The organism is Iodidimonas nitroreducens (assembly GCA_000710935.1).
Taxonomy (GTDB): domain Bacteria; phylum Pseudomonadota; class Alphaproteobacteria; order Sphingomonadales; family Rhodothalassiaceae; genus Iodidimonas; species Iodidimonas nitroreducens.
Genome location: BAYV01000050.1, coordinates 1 through 18657 on the forward strand (window position 1 = coordinate 1; position 18657 = coordinate 18657).

The 18657-nt window shown below is 55.3% G+C and carries 13 protein-coding genes; 1 reads left to right on the top strand and 12 read right to left on the bottom strand.

The features are described from left to right. Positions 1-96: 96 nt before the first annotated feature. The 5 genes from AQ1_RS12170 to AQ1_RS12190 all read right to left on the bottom strand — a co-directional run bounded on the left by AQ1_RS12170 (position 97) and on the right by AQ1_RS12190 (position 7352). Positions 97-492: a phosphomannose isomerase type II C-terminal cupin domain gene (locus AQ1_RS12170; protein WP_042087722.1), complete on the bottom strand. Its 396-nt coding sequence runs from the start codon at positions 490-492 to the stop codon at positions 97-99. 4 nt (positions 493-496) lie between these two features. Continuing rightward, on the bottom strand, positions 497-1816 hold the full coding sequence (locus AQ1_RS12175) for a glycerate kinase type-2 family protein (protein ID WP_042087724.1): 1320 nt from the start codon (positions 1814-1816) through the stop codon (positions 497-499). Positions 1817-1818: 2 nt separating this feature from the next. Further along, the gene (locus AQ1_RS12180; protein ID WP_042087745.1) at positions 1819-3444 is read right to left on the bottom strand and encodes a sodium:solute symporter family transporter; all 1626 of its coding nucleotides are present in this window, start codon (positions 3442-3444) and stop codon (positions 1819-1821) included. After that, positions 3441-4730 (bottom strand): MGH1-like glycoside hydrolase domain-containing protein, encoded by a 1290-nt coding sequence (locus AQ1_RS12185; RefSeq protein WP_313980944.1) that lies wholly within the window; start codon positions 4728-4730, stop codon positions 3441-3443. The genes AQ1_RS12180 and AQ1_RS12185 overlap by 4 nt, the downstream gene beginning before the upstream one ends. A gap of 126 nt (positions 4731-4856) precedes the next feature. Beyond that, positions 4857-7352: a TonB-dependent receptor gene (locus tag AQ1_RS12190; protein WP_042087726.1), complete on the bottom strand. Its 2496-nt coding sequence runs from the start codon at positions 7350-7352 to the stop codon at positions 4857-4859. A 482-nt stretch (positions 7353-7834) separates the two neighbouring features. Here AQ1_RS12190 and AQ1_RS12195 point away from each other — a divergent pair, with 482 nt between their 5' ends. After that, the gene (locus AQ1_RS12195) at positions 7835-9001 is read left to right on the top strand and encodes an ROK family transcriptional regulator (protein ID WP_052371265.1); all 1167 of its coding nucleotides are present in this window, start codon (positions 7835-7837) and stop codon (positions 8999-9001) included. 36 nt (positions 9002-9037) lie between these two features. Here the strand turns inward: AQ1_RS12195 and AQ1_RS12200 are convergent, their stop codons facing one another. The 7 genes from AQ1_RS12200 to AQ1_RS12230 all read right to left on the bottom strand — a co-directional run bounded on the left by AQ1_RS12200 (position 9038) and on the right by AQ1_RS12230 (position 18629). Beyond that, entirely contained in the window at positions 9038-10255 is a 1218-nt protein-coding gene (locus tag AQ1_RS12200; RefSeq protein ID WP_042087728.1) for a GIY-YIG nuclease family protein, read from the bottom strand. Next, the gene (locus tag AQ1_RS12205) at positions 10248-12302 is read right to left on the bottom strand and encodes a DEAD/DEAH box helicase (RefSeq protein WP_042087730.1); all 2055 of its coding nucleotides are present in this window, start codon (positions 12300-12302) and stop codon (positions 10248-10250) included. The genes AQ1_RS12200 and AQ1_RS12205 overlap by 8 nt, the downstream gene beginning before the upstream one ends. Positions 12303-12304: 2 nt before the next feature. Further along, entirely contained in the window at positions 12305-12604 is a 300-nt protein-coding gene (locus AQ1_RS12210; RefSeq protein ID WP_042087731.1) for a CcdB family protein, read from the bottom strand. Further along, positions 12604-12825, bottom strand: coding sequence for a type II toxin-antitoxin system CcdA family antitoxin (locus AQ1_RS12215; RefSeq protein WP_313980967.1), 222 nt, complete (start codon positions 12823-12825; stop codon positions 12604-12606). Before AQ1_RS12215 ends, AQ1_RS12210 begins: the two co-directional genes overlap by 1 nt. A gap of 61 nt (positions 12826-12886) precedes the next feature. Continuing rightward, on the bottom strand, positions 12887-15652 hold the full coding sequence (locus AQ1_RS12220) for a class I SAM-dependent DNA methyltransferase (RefSeq protein WP_042087751.1): 2766 nt from the start codon (positions 15650-15652) through the stop codon (positions 12887-12889). Between the two features lie 168 nt (positions 15653-15820). Next, positions 15821-16627, bottom strand: a complete 807-nt coding sequence (locus AQ1_RS12225; protein WP_042087732.1) for a hypothetical protein — start codon at positions 16625-16627, stop codon at positions 15821-15823. Between the two features lie 127 nt (positions 16628-16754). After that, positions 16755-18629, bottom strand: coding sequence for a hydantoinase B/oxoprolinase family protein (locus AQ1_RS12230; protein ID WP_042087733.1), 1875 nt, complete (start codon positions 18627-18629; stop codon positions 16755-16757). Positions 18630-18657: the final 28 nt, after the last annotated feature.

Here is an 18657-nt window from a genome sequence, read left to right on the forward strand (position 1 = left end):
GCAACGCTTTGGGAATCCCGTTTATGAGTTTACGGCTTAGTATTCAAATGAAGAACTGAATATCATGGAAGGTCAAGACGTGCCCCATCCTGACCCCTATCGGCCATAATGATCGGCCAGGCGCTCGATGTCGCTTTCCATCAGGCGGTCGCCCAACTGCACTTCGATGAAGATCAAAGCGGTGGTTCCGGGATTGCCGATGCGATGGATCATTCCCACGGGAATATCCACCGATTGGCCGGTGCCAAGCCGAATTTGCCGATCATTGAGCCAGATATCGGCCACCCCGCTTGCAATCAGCCAGTGTTCGGCGCGGTATTGGTGGCGTTGTTTTGACAGCATTTCCCCCGGGGATACTTCGATCCGCTTGATCACAAAGCTTGCGCCCACATCCAGAACGGTCCAGCGGCCCCAGGGGCGTTCTTCGCTTTCCCCGCTATGATAGCCATCGCTGATGACCTTTTTTGCTTTATCGTCATGGTTTTGGCTCATGCGTTCACCTCTTCTCAAAAGGGGCGTGCCTGGCGCTATGGGGATTGACGAGAATGGCGCGAAAATCATTCACATTGGTGCGGGTTGGCCCGGTAATGATCAGATCACCTAAAGCTTTGAAAAGCGGATAGCTGTCATGCTGCCTCAGGCTTTCGGCAGGATCGAGACCAAGGGCCATCGCCCGCTCAAGGCTTTGGGGGTTGATGAACCCCCCGGCATGATCCCCCTTGCCATCGATGCCATCGCTATCGCAGGCGAGGGCGTAAATGCCCGGCGCGCCTTTGAGTTCCAGCATCATCCCCAGCAGATATTCCAGATTGGGCCCGCCCGCGCCGCCACCGCTGGATTGATTGAATTGAACGGTTGTTTCGCCCCCGGAAAGAATAAGCGCGGGGGTCTTCAGATCTTGCAGTTTCAAGGCCAGCCGCGCATGATCCTGACCGAGTTCAGCGGACGCGCCTTCCAGCCGATCCCCCAGATCCATCACATCAAACCCCATGGTGCGGGCGCTTTTGCGGGCGGCAGACAGGCAATCGGCAGCCCGGGCAGCCATGATAATGCGATGCGGGCAGGGGGCGGATTTCGGGGTTTCCGCCTCTGCCCGGCCCAGAAGATCGAGGATTTCCTCAATATCCGGCGCGCCCCAGCGTTCGATGATCGCCCGCGCCTTGGTGGCTCGGCTTGGATCGGGGATCGTGGGGCCAGAGGCAACAAGGGCAGGGTCATCCCCCGGAACATCGGATATCACTAAAGTCAGGGCTTCGCCGACATGGCGGGCAGCCTCCAGCAAACGCCCGCCCTTGATGGCAGAGACATGTTTGCGCACGATATTGATGTCGGAAATGGGGGCGCCACACAGCACCAGATGGCGCATCAGGGCACGCTTTTTTTCGAAATCCAGCCCCGGCATGGGGAGAGACAGCACCGATGATCCGCCGCCGGATGCCAGAAAGATCAGCCGATCATCGGGCCCGGCGCTTGATGCCAGCGCCAGCATGTCGCGCGCGGCTTTCATGCTCATCTCATCGGGCACCGGATGGGCTGCTTCGATCACGGGAATGCCGGGGATTTTTTCGCCGACACCATGGCCATAGCGGGTAACAACCAACCCTTCCACCCGTCCCGGCACAGTTTGGGAAACGATGTGCGCCATGGCGGCAGCCGCCTTACCCGCGCCAAGCACCAGTGTTCGCCCGATTGCGGGGCTTTTGGGCAGATGCTGCGGCAGGCAGTGATGCGCGGCAACCGAGGCCACGGCGCTTTTGAACAGATGCTCCAGCAGGGAGCGCGGGCTCATGGGATTTTGCGGGCTATTGGGCGGCATGGTTACAAAGCCTTCGCAGCAGTTGCTTCAGGGGATAATGTCAGGGCCGTCCACAGGCTTTCAAAGCCGATAATAACCCCAAGGATGACGCCAAAGGCGATGAGCAGGATGATGGTTTCACGCCAGGGCGCGATCAGTGTCGGTTCCTCACGGCTGGCTCGGGCAAAACCTGCGAAAGCGGGCCGACGTTGATCAATGATCAGACTGACGCCAATGGCAACGCCAAGCGTTATGAGAAGGCCGGTGACATTCCACCAGAACCAGAAAAGCTGTGGAACGAACAGCCAGAGATACAGATTGCCCCCCACACCGGCCATCAAGCCCCAATTGGCCCCCCGGGCGCTGATATCGCGCAGCATGATCGCCAGCAGGAAGGTGGCAAGGATGGGGCCGTAAAACAAAGAGCCAACCTTGTTGATCGCCTCGATCACGGTATCGGCGATGGCCCCACCGAAAAAGGAAAAGCCCAAAATCACCAGGGCCCAGAGCATCGCTGAAATGCGGGAAAGCAGCACATAATGCCGCTCGCTCAGGCTATCGCCGCGCAGCAGTGCAATGTCTTCCGTGGTCACCGCCGAAAGGGAATTGATGACCGAACTGAGCGAGGACATGGCCGATGACAGGATGGCGACAACCAAAAGCCCGATCAGCCCATGGGGCAAATAGGTGAGGATGAAGCGCGGGATCATGACATCGGGGGTGGCCGCAATTTCGGATACCGGAAGATCGGGTGACAGCATCACAAGAGCGCCGATCAAAAGCCCCATTACACAATAGAGCAAAACCATGGGGAAGCGTAACAGCCCATTGGCGAGCAGGGTTTGGCGCATGGTACGGGCATCTTTTGCCGATAAGATGCGCTGCGCCTGTGTTTGATCGCAGCCATAATAAGAGGCATAAAGCACCAGGCCGCCAAACAACATAGGCAGAAAGCCGAATTCGTCACCATGGAGGCCTAAGCGTGCAAAGGATACGGCCGCAAACCGCGCGGGATCAAGCTGTTTGCCCACCGCGCTCAGCCCGCCAAGATGGTGAAGCGCAAAGGCAGCGCAGAGAAAAATCCCTAGAAAGATGATGCCCATCTGAATCGCATCGGCATACACAACGGCCTTCATCCCCCCCTGCAGGGAATAAAGAGCGGTGATCACCCCGATCATCAGCACCGCCCCCCAAAAGGGCAGACCCATCATGCTTTCAAGAATGAGGGCGATGGCATAGATGCTGATCCCCGTGCCGAAAGCGCGGCTGATTTGAAAAACGATACTGATCAAAAAGCGCGTGACATGATCGAAACGCTCTTCCAGAAATTCATAGATACTGACATGACCCGAAGCATAAAGCCGGGGCATGATCGTCCACATCAGAAAAATCATGGCGAGCGGCACAGCCAGTTCATAAGACAGCCAGATCATGCCGCCGCCATCACGGATGCCGACAAAAGCAGGCGCTGAAATGAAGCTGATGGCGGATAATTGGGTTGCCATGGTTGATAAGGCCAACGGAAACCAGCCAAGGCTGCGCCCGCCGAGGAAATAATCGCCCCGGCTGCTTTGTTGGCGGAAGTAAAAGCCCAAAAACAGCAGACCCACCAGATAAACGGCAATGATGCTGTAATCGATGCTGTTCATGCTTTGCCCGCCCAGAAAAGCCACATGGCAGCCGTCCAGGAAAATTGATCGCCCCCTGTGCCGCGTCCGCTGATCGGGCAAAAGGCTTCATAAAAGCCGGTATCGCGGATCAGTGCCGCTGTATCATGGCGCAGGCGTTCGGCCCATGCGCTTTCCCCTTCATCCAAAAGCCCCCGGGCGACCAGAAAGGTCACCACTGCCCAGCATGGCCCGCGCCAATAGCGCATGGGGTCAAAGGCCTCATGATCGGGGTCAAGACTTGGCAGCATCCAGTTGATTTTACGTTCGATCCGATCGAGATGTGCAATCAGGCTTTGTCTTTGTTTTTCAGTGCCAACACCTGCATAAAATGAGAGAAAAGAGGCGCTTGTGATCATCGCCGAGGAACGCCCATCGATCAGATCCCGCGAGCAGAAGGCCCCTGTTTCATCATTCCACAGCCAATCGATCCCGGCCCGGGATTTTTCGATCCATGCTTTTATTTCAGCACTATCCTGGCGGCGGCCCAAAGCTTCGGCCAGTGCCAGAAGATCGCGATTGGCCCGCAGCAGGATCATTGTCATCCCCACATCTGCCACCCGAAAAGGTCCGGTACGGGCGATGATATCATGATCCCAGCAGTGCTCCCGGCCAAATTGCACGATGGCCAGATAGCGGTCATAATCGAGCTTTGTCGGCCGCACATGGGGTTCGAGATGGCTGGTATCGCGGCGTTCATAGGGGCCGATGCCGGAAATATCCACGCGCGATGCCGGCTGATCCCATTCCGGGGAATTGTCACGCCCTGTTTCCCATGGATGGGTGGCAACCACCAGCCCACGACCTTCGGGATCGCGATAGCGGGCGAACCAGCGGTGCCATTTCAAAACTTTTGGATAAAGTGCGGCCATGCGCTTTGTTTCCCGCTCAGATTTGGGGCCGGAATCCCACAGCCAGCGGACCATCGATGCAGCAATGGGTGGCTGGGTGATCCCTGATGTTGCGGGGTTTTCATGGGCATCCCAAACCGATGCGCCGGGGAAATAGCCGCTATCATCTTGCCAGAAAACGATATGCGGCAGGAAGCCATCATCCCATTGCGCTGCAAACAACGTTTCAATTTCAAGCCAGGCGCGGTCGCGGTTAAAATTAGCAAAGCCCAAAGCCACAAAGGCCGAATCCCAATTCCATTGAAAAGGATAGACCCGGCCATTGGGCACCGTATAACCGCCCCGGTCATTGGTTTTCAGGATCGCGCGGGCGCTGTCATCAATGATTTGTGTGTCTTTTGAGGGTATGTGCATCATGCCTGCCTAGGGCCCTTTATTGGTGACATCATCTATGGGGAAAAATGGCCGACATCCGGTTCGTGCAAGATGCCGGCCAGTCACAGAGGCAAGGGGAGGTTGCTTCTGTTATCCGTTTAATAAAGTCTAGAAATCATAGGTGAGACGGACGCTGTAGCGGCGCGGCAGGATCGGCCGCCCAACGAAGAACGCTTCGCCCTCGCTTTGCCCCACACCCTGTCGCGGCGAGCCTTCCGTTACGCCATCGCTATCAAACAAATTGAAGACGCTAAAGCCGATGCGTGCGGTTTGCGCGCCCATTACGCTGAATGTATAGCCGGTATCGAGCCGGGCAATATTATGCGAGCCTAAGCGCACTGTATTAGAATCATTGGCAAAATTATTGCCGACAAAGGTTTGGAAGAAGGCAAAATCAAAGCGGTTGTCATCATAGATCACCCCGGTATTGAACAGAAGATTGGGCTGACGGCGCAGTTCATTGCCGATGAATTGCGCATTGCTGTCGAAATCGGTGAATTTGTGATCCTGAAACGTGACATTGCCATCAAGTCGCAGGGCATCGGTCAGATAAAAGCTGCCGGTGGCTTCAATCCCATAGGATCGCGTCGATTGGATCGAGGTCACTTCGGCAACACCACCCTGGCCGTCATTGACGAAATCAACGGAACGGCGATCATCCAATTCGGAATAAAACCCGGCGAGAGTACCAGAAAAACGCGGGCCATTATATTTCACCCCGGCTTCCGCCTGTTTGATGATTTCAGCTTTAAAGGTTTGTGGTTCGCCAAGGCTATTAAAGCTGACACTGCGGATTTCAGGAAAGAAAAAGCCGCGTGCGCCATTGGCATAAAGGCTGATATTATCCGTTAGTTTGTACAAAGCCCCAAGGGCCAGGGCCCATTCGCTTGTATCCACCTCGCCAATAGTGAAATCGCCATTGCCGAAAATCACGGATTGCAGATCGGGGGCGAGGCTTGGGTCGTCATTGACCTGGAAAGATTGCGATCCTTCGCGGCTGATATCGCCGAGAATTTTTTCAACCCGCAAGCCGATATCAAAGACCCAGCGATCCATTTCCATCTGATCGGCGATATAGCCGGCAAAGCGGGTGGCGGTATGCCGGTTATTGACGAAGCCTGCACCGGCATTGAGCAGGCCATTGCGTGAAACGGTGATATCATTGCCGTTTTCATCCTGAATGATCAGATTAACAAGATCAGGCCGATCATTGAATTCGGCAAGGAATGTGGTGGTGATATTTTCATCATCGGCTTCGGCGCGGGCAAAAAATCCACCCAAAGTGATTGAGTGATCAATGGCCCCGGTGAAAAGCGTTTTGGTGATATTCAATTCCGCCGTGAAATCTTCTGCCGGGCGGTTGCGATCAAGGATGCGATTGGCAAAAAGCAGGCTGCCAGGCGCTAGCGCCTGACCGCTTTTCTCGTTGGTGAAGCTGGCATTGGCAAGGCTTCCCAGCCCGCGCGCATCCAGAAAGCCCGAAAGGGTTTCCGGCAGATTGATAATCCCATCGCCATCGAGGAACAGATTGAATTCATGGGAATAGCGGGCATATTTGGTGCGGGCATTGATGCCCCAACCATTATCGAGATCTCTTTCAAAGGCCACCGTTACCGAGCCGCCCTCGGTGCTCGCCCCATCGCGGATGCTGGTTTCAAAAACACCATCAGGCGTTTGAAAATTAAGATTTGCTGCGGCATCGGTTTGTACTGTGTTGATGATCTTGCCGTCATTGCCGGTGGGGCGCTTTCTGTCGTCGCCAGTCAGCGGAAACGGCAGGAAGAATTGCACGCTGTCATCGATCCACTGGCCATAGATCGTGAAGGAACCGGAGTTATCTTCAAATTCGCGTTTGATATTGCCGCGCAGTTGAAAACCTTCCGAGGGAAGGCCGGATTTCAGCGGACCTTCATCATAGCGATAAAAGCCGGACAGGGCATAAAATGTGTTTGAATCCTTCCCGCCAAGCGGCCCGGATGTAGCAAAATCACCACGAAAACGGCCTTCATCCGCCCATTCGAGTTGAACCGTGCTTTCTGATTCTTCGCTGCCGGTTTTCGAGATATAGTTGATCAGCCCGGCCACAGAGCCCGCACCAAACAGATTTGAAACCCCGCCCCGCACGAATTCAAGGCGTTCGATCCCAAGGTCATTGCGGTAATAAACATCAAAGGCCGAACTGTTGAGGCCAAAGGAACTGAACACCGGCACGCCATCATATTGCAAAGGCGTGAACTGGAACTGACCCCCTGATGGCAAGCCCTTGATAAAGACATTGGCGGCAACCTCACCGCCGCCGCCTTCGGCCTTGATCGTGGGGATGGAGCGTAAAATATCGGCCTGACTGCTGGCCGAATAACGACGAATACCCTTTTCATCGAGGCTGGTGAGTGACAAGGGTGTGTTCAATCCGCTGCGCGCCCGGCTGGTGCCGGTGATAACGATTTCTTCCAACGCAGCGGCGCGACGCGGCTCGTTGCTCGCTTCATCTTCCGCAGCACGTTCAGCATCGTCACTTTGCTGGGCGAGAGTGGCGGTGGGGCTTGCGGCGACAAATGCAAGGATAGCGCAGGATTGCAGATATCTGTTCAGCTTGGATGTCATGTCGTCCTCCCAAATTGATCCGTTCCCAGTCTTTTCTTGGCGAGACATATGGGACGGTTGTTGTGCTCGGCGAATGGTGAGGCAGCCATGCCGCCGCCACCCATGGGCAAGGCGCGGATAGGGTGACAAGTCTGGCAAAAATTCCTGAACATTCAGATGCGACGATCATGAGAGAAGGGTGAAGATGGCTCTCAGATGATCCTTTGGGCCGACTTTAAGGGCGTCGATCCTGTCGCTCTCCGATCCGGAATTTTGCGCTTATGTCTATCGGCATTTTCATTGCCCGCGCTTTGTTGTGATTTTTATGGCATAGGTGAAACATACAATCAACCCGTTATGGGTAGAATTATGAGTTAAATAAATTTATGCAAAATGTCGATGTCTTGCCTGAAGGCTTGCATAGGGGGCAAAAGCTCGCATGATCGGGTTGAAACGGATAAGAAAAGATGCTTGGGCCAATATTGAAAAGAAAGGCGAGAGACATGCGCATCAGTCAGGAAATGCCAGCGTTGCCGCCATTTTTCGCGGACAATGGCATTTCGTCCATTTCGCAACGTGAAAAGGTCATTCTCGATCTGATCTTGCGTCATGATGGGCTGTCGCAGGCCGATATCGTGTTGCAATCGGGATTTGCCCAGCAAACCGTTTCGCGTTTGGTCAAGGGATTGACCGATGCCGGTATCCTGCGCGATGGCGAGCGGCAGGCGCAGGGGCGGCGCGGTCAGCCTGCGGTGATGATGCATGTGGTGCCGGACTTTGCCTATAGCTTTGGCATTGCCATGATGACCGATGCGCTTTCCGTGGTTTTGATGGATTTTTCCGGGGCTGTTTTGGAAGAAGAACACTGCGATATGCCGTCAATGTCGCGGCAGGCGGTTCTGGCGCAGCTTTCGCGCATGTTTGAAACCATTCGCGCCCGCCGTCCTATCGACCCCCGCCGCCTGTTTGGGATGGGGGTAGGGATTTCCGGCTATAATCTGGGTGGGCGTGCGCGATACAACACACCGCGTCAGCTTGATGATTGGGCTCTGGTCGATATCGACGATATTCTGATGGCGCAATTCGGGCTGCCGGTTTGGGTTGAAAATGATGGCAATGCAGCCGCCATCGGCGAAAGCCTTGTGGGGGTGGGGCGCAACTATGGATCTTTCGCCTATTTATATATCGCGGCGGGGATTGGCGGCGGCATTATCGTCGATCATCATCTGATGCGCGGAACCAATGGCAATGCCGGTGAAATCGGCCTGATTTTGCCCAGCCTGATCTATCCTCATCCCAATCTGGAACTTTTGCGGCAGATGATCAGCCGCAAAGGGGTGGCGGTCGATGGCTTATCGGATATGGTGCGCCGCTTTGATCCATCCTGGCCCGGCGTGGATGAATGGTTGTCGCGCACCCGCGATAGCCTGTCGATGATCGCCTCGGCTTTATCGGCGATCCTTGATCCCGAAGTGATTGTTCTGGGTGGGCGAATCCCGCGCGATCTGGCGCGTATGATGATCCCCCATATCGAAATTCACGATCACCGCAGGCGCGCCGAGCCGCGCCCCATGCCGCAGCTTGTGCTGGCGGAAAGTCCGGGGGATGCCTGCGCCATCGGGGCCGCCACCTTGCCCTTCAAGCGCTATTTCTTCGCCGGTTCGCGATGAAGGGCCTTTTGGCCTGCCGTTTAACGTTGACATTGCTCATGCCATATCCCCCAGCGGAGGTATCGCGCTGCGCTCCATTAAGCGGGCGCTGCCCACGTCATAAACGTACTCGACAAGCGTGCCCTCCTTAATCCGCTCGACCGCTTCATCGATCACAAACAGGGGCACAAGAAACCATTCCCGTGGGACAACGGGTCTGCCAAAGCGGTCTTTGATCTCGATATCAAGGCGTGCCTTATCGAAAACGCGATGGATCAGATTTTCAAGCTTGGTGCGATTGATGTTGTAAAGCTCGTAGGTCGCAACGATCTCGACATTCGCCATCAGGAAGGTGGGCTGAAGATGGGCGCCGGCGATCCGCTTTTCAACACTCATATTGGTAACGCCGATTTTGTGCACCAGATCACGGTTTTTGGCGACAAGAGGATGGTCGGATTTGCTGCGCAGGACATAGATCGTGCCGCTGGCCTCATCGCCGTCGATGGTGTGATCGGCAAAAAGCGGCCCGGCCACCGGGTTTGTGATACGTCTGCCCGCATCATCCTTGTTGAGCGCACGCTGAAGGGAACGCATGAGCATATTGCTCTCGGTGCCATTGTCGAAGATCACACGCAACCTAGCATCGGTGCGCCTTTGGTCGGTGAGTGTCAGTTCTCCCATCTCAGCGACATAGGCCTTCTGGCCGCCGACAATGAAGAAACGGCCCGGCTGGATTTCCGCCTTCATCTCGAAGGGCCGCGTCATCCTGATGCCGGACTCCAGTTCCTTTTGAACCTGCTCAAAAAGCGGCTTGAATTGACCGAAGTCTTTGCACGCCTCGCGGTTAGCGATCTCTTCGGCTGCGCGCTTTTCCGCGCTCGAACGCACATGCTTCAGCGCGGTGATCTCGGCTGTTTCGGCCACAACCCCAAGCTCCGCGAGCAGGGCATCATCATCAAGTGTCTCTGGGGCGGTCTGGGCGTCGGCATCAAAACTGCTTAGAATCCGCTGATGATCAAGCGGCTCAAGAAGCGTTTGGCATTCTTGCAGCGCGCGCAGGCGGTCGAGCCGCACGGCATAAAGCCGCTCGAAAATATCCCGGTCCTCGCCATGGCAAGGCGCATGCCCGTGCTTCCCAACAAAGCGTTGGATTTCCTCGAACCCGGCGATGATCCGCTCCTCACGCGGGGTGCGGCTGGCTGCCTTTTTGGTTTCGATCTCCACACCAAGCTCGGCAAGAAGGGCATCATCTTCATCCGTGAATTGCTTAGCCATTCGCCGCCTCTGCTTTCATGCGGGCGAGGAAGGCAACTCCTTCGGCCATCCGCTTTTCCCAGGCGTCCGAAGAGGTGATCAAGGGCAAGCGCCCGCGATCGTGCTTGAATTTCAGGGCGCGTCTGGCCAGTTCCCGGGCTTCTTCAAGGCTCAGGCTCAGCTTTTTGGCCGAGATGATCGCTGCCACCTGGCGAAGGCTTTCTTCGCTCATGGCCTTGGCAAGGATGGCATAGGCTTCGCCGAAGGGATTGATCTTGTCGATCAGATCGATATCCAAATCGCGCACATCCATTGCGAATTTACGAATGCCGTCGATCAGGGCCGTGTTGGCAGTTTCGCCATTTTCAGCAAGCACGATTTCCTTGGCCTTTTGGGTCAGGTTCAGGGCAGCAATGGCATGCTGGCGGACGGCCTCCTGATCCTCTTCACCCAGTTCGGGATATTTATCTTTGATGATCTTGCCCAGGCGAACCTGCGTCAGCTCTTGTGGCAGGGTTTCACCGCCAACATGCTCGCAGTCGAACAATCCGCGCTCGATGGCCGTTTTGTCCTGCACAAAGGCGGTGATGACCTCGTTCAGATCTTCGCGACAGATGCGCGCGGCTTCTTTGGATTTCGGTTCAACCAGCCCTTTGATTTCGATCTGGAACTGTCCGCTTTGCTCGTTAAAGCCTATATTGCACCGGGTTGGATCATAGCCGCCCTTGCCATAGTCATAGCCCTCGGTTGGGCCGTTATCCGCTCTTTTCGGCGAAAAATTGAAGCGCGGCGCCAGCACCTGTTCCATGAGAAGGCTGGCCGCAATCGCCTTCAATGTATCATTAACCGCTTCTGTCACCACCTCTGCACAGGCGTCGGGCTCGGCGATCAGATTGCTGAAACGCGTGCGGGTTTTGCCCGGGGCATCCCGTGTCGCCCGGCCGATGATCTGTACGATTTCGGTCAGGCTGGACCGGTAGCCGACGGTCAGCGCATGTTCGCACCAGATCCAGTCGAACCCTTCTTTCGCCATGCCCAGCGCGATGATGATATCCACATGATCGCGATTATGCTTCTGGCTTGCGTCTTTCAGTGCGGCGGAAACCCGGTCCCGATTGGCGGGGTTGTCATCAACCAGATCGGCAATCCGCAGCACGCGGCCCTCGGGTGTTTTGACAAGCTGGAAGCCGGTCACCGGGTCGGTGCCCTGCCAGTCGCCAAGCCTAGAAAAGATGTTCTCGACTTCCTTGATTTTGTCTTTCGTGCTCTCACGCGAATTGACACTGGGGATGTGGATGATGGTTTTCTCGTCCGGGTCCAGCACCTTCAGGATATGGTCAGCATAAGAGTCGGAATAGAAATAATAGCCGATATCGAGCGATTTGAGATATTCATAGCCATTGAGCTGCTCGTAATAGGTGTAGGTGACACTATCAAATTTTGCCTCATCTTCCGGCATCAGCACCGCTTCGGCATCGCCCCGGAAATAAGAGCCGGTCATGGCAAGGATATGCACGCGGTCGCGGGTGATCAGGTCAGCAAGCTGCGCGCCAAGTCTGTTATCTGGATTGCTTGAGACATGGTGGAACTCGTCCACGGCAATCAGCCGATCATCAAATGCCGCAACGCCAAACTGATCGACGGCAAAGCGAAACGTGGCGTGGGTGCAAACCAATATCCTGTCGTCGCTGGCCAGAAATGCCCCAACGGATTTGACCTTGCCCCCATTATCGGAACCGGGGGCATTGCACAGGTTCCATTTCGGCTCGACGTGCCAATCGGCCCAGAAACCGAATTGGGTCAGCGGCTCGTTATTGAAGCTCGCGCCGATGGATTTTTCCGGCACAACAATGATTGCCTGTTTGAGGCCCTGATTGTAGAGCTTATCAAGGGCAATGAACATCAGCGCGCGGGATTTGCCCGAGGCCGGCGGCGATTTGATCAGCAGATATGGCTCGCCGCGCTTCTCGAACGCGCGTTCCTGCATGGGACGCATGCCAAATTCGTTCGACTTGGTCGAAGCGCCTGTCTGGGCATAGGTCACGGAAACTGAGGGAACCTGAACCATAATCAAAACCCATGAAACAACATGTCGAGCGCGGCGGTGATCGCGTCGAATTTTGTGGATAAATCCCCGATCGGGGCGTTCAGAATACCAACCGGCACGGCGGCGATATATTGCGTCATCATCAGATGTGCTGTGCCGTCGATCTCGAACACCGGGTTCAAACGGCTGGCGGCCATTGGCGCGCATTCTTGCGGTAAAAGTGGCACCACTGCGCGCACATTCAGCCCCTCCAGCAGGTCGCTTTGCACATCCAGCAGATAGCCATTGCCTGCGGGATCAGGAAACAAGCCATATTGCGCCATCAGAACTGCCGATATTTTTCAAGCGGCAATCCGTTTTTCGCCACCCATGCATTCGAGCTTTGGATCGCCGCGCGGTTTTCTTCCAACCACAGGGCGGCCTTTCGCGCGCGCACGGCATCGCGCAGGCTGGCTTCGAGCGTGGCGGAAAGATTGATGCCAAGGTCGCGCGCCTCATCCAGCAGCATGGTGTCGATGGTCAGGTTGGTGGCGCGTTTGGTCATGGGTGCATCCTGTGGGGTGTTCATGCGCATATCTAACACATATAGCCCGCTTGGGCAAAGATCATGCGCCCACCTTGCTGGTCATCTTCGTATAAAGCTCGAACAGTTTTTCCAGTCGCTCGGTGTCGTTTTTGAAGCGGCGGCCGATATAGATGCGCTCCAGCACTTCGTCATTGCGATCATGGGCGGCACGCAGGTTTTCAGGCATTTTTTCGGGATCGTAAAGCTCGGCGATGGTGGCGGGGAAATGCGCCTCGCGCGCCAGAAGAATATCTTCGGCGCCGCGGGTGAGGTCGGTGCGGTTTTTCCCGGTCAGTTGCGGCACGGGAAAGGTGTTCCAGCCAAGGGTGTTGGAATAGCGGTATCGGGTTTCCAGCTTGCCGCAAACCGTGGCGATCCAGACCAGATGCAGGCGCGAGGCGATCAGCGCCATGTTCCAGAGTGGGGCGTCGTATAGGGCGAAAGCGAGATTAGAAACAATTGTTCCAGGTGCAGAATAACCGCACGGAAGATAGTCACGGCTTTCCGACGACACACTTGGAACAACAATCACTGTTTCTGAACCGGATTGACGCAATTCGCCGAACTTGTGAGGCGTTTGTGCTGCATCAACGGTCGCCTGCTTTGTGCTTTCAAGGCGCATAGCTCGAACGCTTTCTAGCCGATCGCTTATAGGTTTGATGCTCATGGCCTCAGCCAGATGCTGATCCTTGATCCAGAGGCAATAACGCTCCAGACCTCGAATGAACTCAGCGGACCCGTATATTTTCCGAATGAACCGATCATGCTCGTCTTTTTCTAGGTTGAGACCGGAAAGTTCATCTGGGGTAAGCAAAAGGTGTCCACCGTCCGTGGGTTGATTGCCTTTTGTCATAGGTTGGACCCTGCCAATGGGTTGGCTAGACTTCGTAACAATAACATCTGGGGCATCGACCAAATATGCATTGATATTGCCCGCCTCCTTCACCACCGCCCCACCGTCATCGGCCAATGTGAACAGCTTTCGAACTGGTCCGCTACGGTTTGAAATCGCCACAATCGTCACGGTCACGCCTGCGTTGTGGCTGGCAAGGTTCGCCCATTTGAAACTGCTATGGGCAAAGGCGATTTCGTGCCCGGTTGCAAAAATCAGCGGCCAGAGGATCGGCACCTGCTGGCCTTGGCAGATCGAATTGGTGGAGACGAAGGCGGCAACGGTCGGCGTATGCAGCCCGTAATCGGCGGCTTTCATGAACCAGCCCGCGACATAATCCAGCGATTTCCAGCTTTTCGTGCGGCCGGTAAAAATGCGCTGCAAATCCTCTTTCTGTGCCGTATTTTGCCAAGTTGATCCCAGATAGGGCGGGTTGCCACAAATATAGGTCTCGCCCCCCTCATTCTCGAAATCGATCTGTGCCTGATCGAGCGGCGCGTGGAACAGGTCATCGGCCTGATGCTTCACCCCCGTGCCCGTGGGCGGGCAGATGCTTAGCCAATCGAGCCGCAGGGCATTGCCGCAGGTGATCCAGTTCTGGGCATCGAGGGGCAAAAATTCAGCCAGCGCCAGTTTCTGGCCGCGATAGAGCACATCGCATTGATATTCCGCGATGATGAGGGCAAGGCGCGCAATCTCGGCCGGGAAGTCGCGCAGTTCGATCCCGCGAAAATTGGTCAGCGGAATGTGACTCCGCCGGTCCGGCTCGCCCCGCCTTTTGTTGATTTCGGCCTCGATGGCGCGCATTTCCTTATAGGCAATCACCAGAAAATTGCCCGAGCCGCAGGCGGGATCAAACACCCTGATTTTCGCCATGCGCTTCCTGAGATTCAAAAGCTTTTGCGAGCTGTTACCGGCATCCGCCAGCTTCTCGCGCAGATCATCGAGAAACAGCGGGTTCAAAACCTTCAGAATGTTCGGCACGCTGGTATAATGCATGCCCAGCGCGCCGCGCTCTTCGTCATCCGCCACCGCCTGAATCATCGAACCAAAAATATCGGGATTAATCTGTTTCCAATCGAGATTGCCGATATGAAGAAGATAGGAGCGCGCGATCCTGGAAAAGCGCGGAACCTCTGTGCTTGTTGGGTCTTTGGCCGAAAACAGCCCGCCATTGACATAGGGAAAGCCATCTGCCCACCGAGGCAGCTTAGCGTTCCGCTTGTCTTCGGTCTTTATATTCATCGCACGGAAAATTTCGCCAATCACCTCATGGGTGTTGGAAGAATCCCGGGCACTCATCTGCTCAACCTTGCTGGTAAAACCATAGTTAGGATGAAAGATATCCGTGTCCTCGGCAAAGAAGCAGAAGATCAGCCGCGCCATGAAGTGGTTCATATCGGGGCGGCGTTCGGCCGTGCCCCATTCGGGGTTATCCTTCAGCAGTTCGACATAAAGCCGGTTGAGGCGGCTGGTCGCCCGGATGTCGAACGCGCTTTCGCGGATTTGGCGAACGGTAGAAATTCCGGCAAGGGCTAAGAAAAAACCGAAATGATCGGGAAAGGCGGGATAGTCGCAAACGATGGGCGGCTCGTCGCTTGTCAGGTCTTCCGCCTGAAATTCGACGCCATCTGTGGCGAGGACGAATTTCGCCTTGGCCTTCTTTGTGGCGGGGCTATCCCGCAACGCTTTGAGCGTGTTTGTGACCTCGCCTTTATCGCAGACCTTGATGTGGATGTTATTGGCTTGAAGCACGCCGCCAAGATCAGATTTGTTCGACGCGCCGGTGCGCAGGCGCTTCAGCGTTGTTTCCTTATTCCCAAAGGCCTCCAGAAAGGCATAAGGAAACGCGTTGGCATCGAAAGGCTGCTCAGCAAGGTTTGATATGGCTTCTTCGATCTCAACGGCATTCACAGGCAATCACCATCGGGTGCTGACCGCTGCCCACCATTTTCAAAGAATAAAAACAACAGGTTATTCCTTCTTTTTATAGGGAATGACGGGGATCGCTGCGCGCGGGTTCGAGGAATCATGACGCGAAATGTCTGACCTGATACCCCAATATGGGCCAACCGGCTAAACTTATGGGTAGGTTTCTTCACGCTCATCCTGATAGCCGCCGACCACCCAGATTAAGCTTTGAATATCAATTTGGTCGCGGGGCTTTAAATTTTTCAATTCAATGGCCGTCCGGTCTGCCAGTGCAAGGAGGCTTTGATAGGTTTTGAGGCTAAGCTGCGGCTCGTAATCATCGGCAAAATTATGGCCAACACGCTCGGCATAATCTTTCGTCACTTGCGGCTTTAAAAACATGTGTTTTTCAGGCTGCCAAAGATATGGAAGATATGTCACGACCGGCCATTTCATATTGTCATGAGGCTTCAGAACATCTCTCATCGCAAGAAGGTTGGGTTCGCTGCTATCGAGGGTGAAGTGGGCCGATGCTTTTATGAAATCATCAGCATGTGAGCCGCGTAACATATCCTGCAAGCGTGTCTTCTCAAATGGCGATAACATGTTTGTAGCCTGAAAGACCGCCAACACCGCTTCGCCTAATCCTTTTTCATCAAGGGCTTTTTCGAGCGGGGCGGTTTCATCGAGCTTTGCTTTTGCCGCAATTTTATAGTCGCGTTCCTTCGCTGCAAAGCCATCAGATTGAAAACCATTGGGAAAAAACTTCAGAAAGCGTTTGCGCGCTCCATCATAGCCTATATATCCGGAGTTCGTTGTTCCTGCTTTATCATGCAAATCTCGCCAAACATCATCGGCCTGATCACCTTTGGCACATCTTTCGCCATCGACGAGGCCGAAAAATGTGCCATTCATGTGCACAAGCCGAAGGTCTTTCTTCCCCAGCTTGCCGGTGCGGATTGTTTCGGCTTTGCCCATTGTCATCTCCCCCATCGATCATTCGATCCCAGCCTTTCTGAAGAAGCGCTTTGAGCGCGCCAAGGCTGGCCGGTTCAGGTTAAGCGACCATGGCGGCTTCGTCCAGCGTGGCATGAAACCGGGCTTCTCAGGCATTTTCCTTTTTCTGAGAACCGGGCGGCATCGGTGCGGGCAAGCCTGTTTCCTCAAGGCATTGCGCGCGCAAAGTGGCGATATCGGGTCCGAAATCAAAGATCGGCAGGCTTTCCTCTCGCTGGCTGCGAAGGTTTTTGCGCAGGCTTTCGGTGGCGGCAGTATCAACGGCGCCATCATCGCCCAGCACCACACCATAGCGTTTTGCCCCATTGGGGGTGACAAGCCCGCGCCGAACTTCGAGCGCCACCAAGGCCGGATCACGGGCCAGCGGATCCCCCCAGCCGCCACCGCCCCAGGTGATATAATGCAGGCAATCGCCGGGGCCGACCCGGATATCATCAACCTTATTGCCGATCACCTGGCGGCTGCCATCGGCGCGTTCCAGAATTTTGCGTGCCCGCTGGCCCGGGGTGCCGCCATTAACGCCCCAGGGATAGGTGAACCAGCGATCATCATGGATCGAAATCGTGCCTTCCCGCAGAAAGCGATATGACATGCGGATGCCATTGCCCCCCCGGAAAAGCCCCGCGCCCCCGCTATCGGGCTCGGTTTCATAGCGTTCGATCCGCATCGGATAATAGCGTTCGAGAAATTCATTGGGGACATTGGTAAAGCCGGGCCACAGGGAATGGCCATCCGGTCCATCGCCAAAAGGCCGTCCGGGAATGCCGCCAAAACCGATCTGGAAAAGCTGGAACCATTTGCCGTTGGCATCCGTGCCCGAAAACATCAGATGCGGGCTTGAGGAAAAGCCTGCGGCATTGAGAAATTCCGGCTGCCGCTGGCCTAAAAGTCCGCCCAGAATATCGAAAATACGGCCCAAAGCATGGGTGCGACACGACAGCGCCGCCGGAAATTTCGGCTTGAGCAGGCTGCCTTCAGGGATGCGCACATCCACCAGTGGATAAAAGCCATCATTGAACAGAATCTGAGGATCGAAGACCATGATCATATAGATGCCGAAGAACATCTTGAACATGTTTTCATTGAGATAAAAATTGATCGAGCTATCCGATTGCGGATCGGTGCCCGCGAAATCAAGGATGACCCGATCCCCTTCGCGCCACATGGAGCAATGAATTTTATAGGGCCCAAAGCCGCGGCCATCGTCGCAGATATAATCGGTGAAGCTCAGCTTTTCTTCGCCCACCGTGGTGCGGATCAGCTTTTGCATGGCGCGGTGATTGCGGGCCAGCAATTCTTCCGTGGCGGCAATATAAACATCATCGCCAAAGCGTTCGCAGATTTCGTGCACCCGGCGTTCGGCAGCGCGGCAGGCGGCCAGCAGGGCATTGAGATCGGATCGGCACCATTCCGGCATCCGCACCTGATGCAGCACCAGCGACAGAATTTCTTCCTGAAAAACCCCGCGCCGATAGAGCTTTACTGGCGGAATACGGATGCCTTCTTCAAAGATGCTGCCAGCATCGGTGGGCAGCGATCCCGGCACCTTGCCCCCCACATCGGTTTGATGGCCGAAATGGGATGTAAAGGCCACCAGCCGGCCATTGCGAAACACCGGCACCAATATCAGCCAATCATTATTATGGCTCACCGCGCCATCGCAGGAATAAGGATCAGACAGCCAGATCACGTCGCCATCTTCGATTGTGCCATCATAGCCATCCAAAAAGCCCTGAATGAAGCTGCCAAACTGGCCCACCACCATGCGGCCCTTATGATCGGCGATCAGGGGAAAGGCATCGCCCTGTTCGCGGATGCCCGGGCTCATGGCCGTGCGATAAACGGTGGCATCCATTTCATCGCGGGCATTTCTCAGGGCATTTTCGATGATATCCAGGGTCACGGGATCAAGCGCGACAGATGCAAAGGGAGCCGGATTGGATTGAATGATGTGAGCGGTCATGAGCTGTTCCTTCCTGACTTAAGGCCCG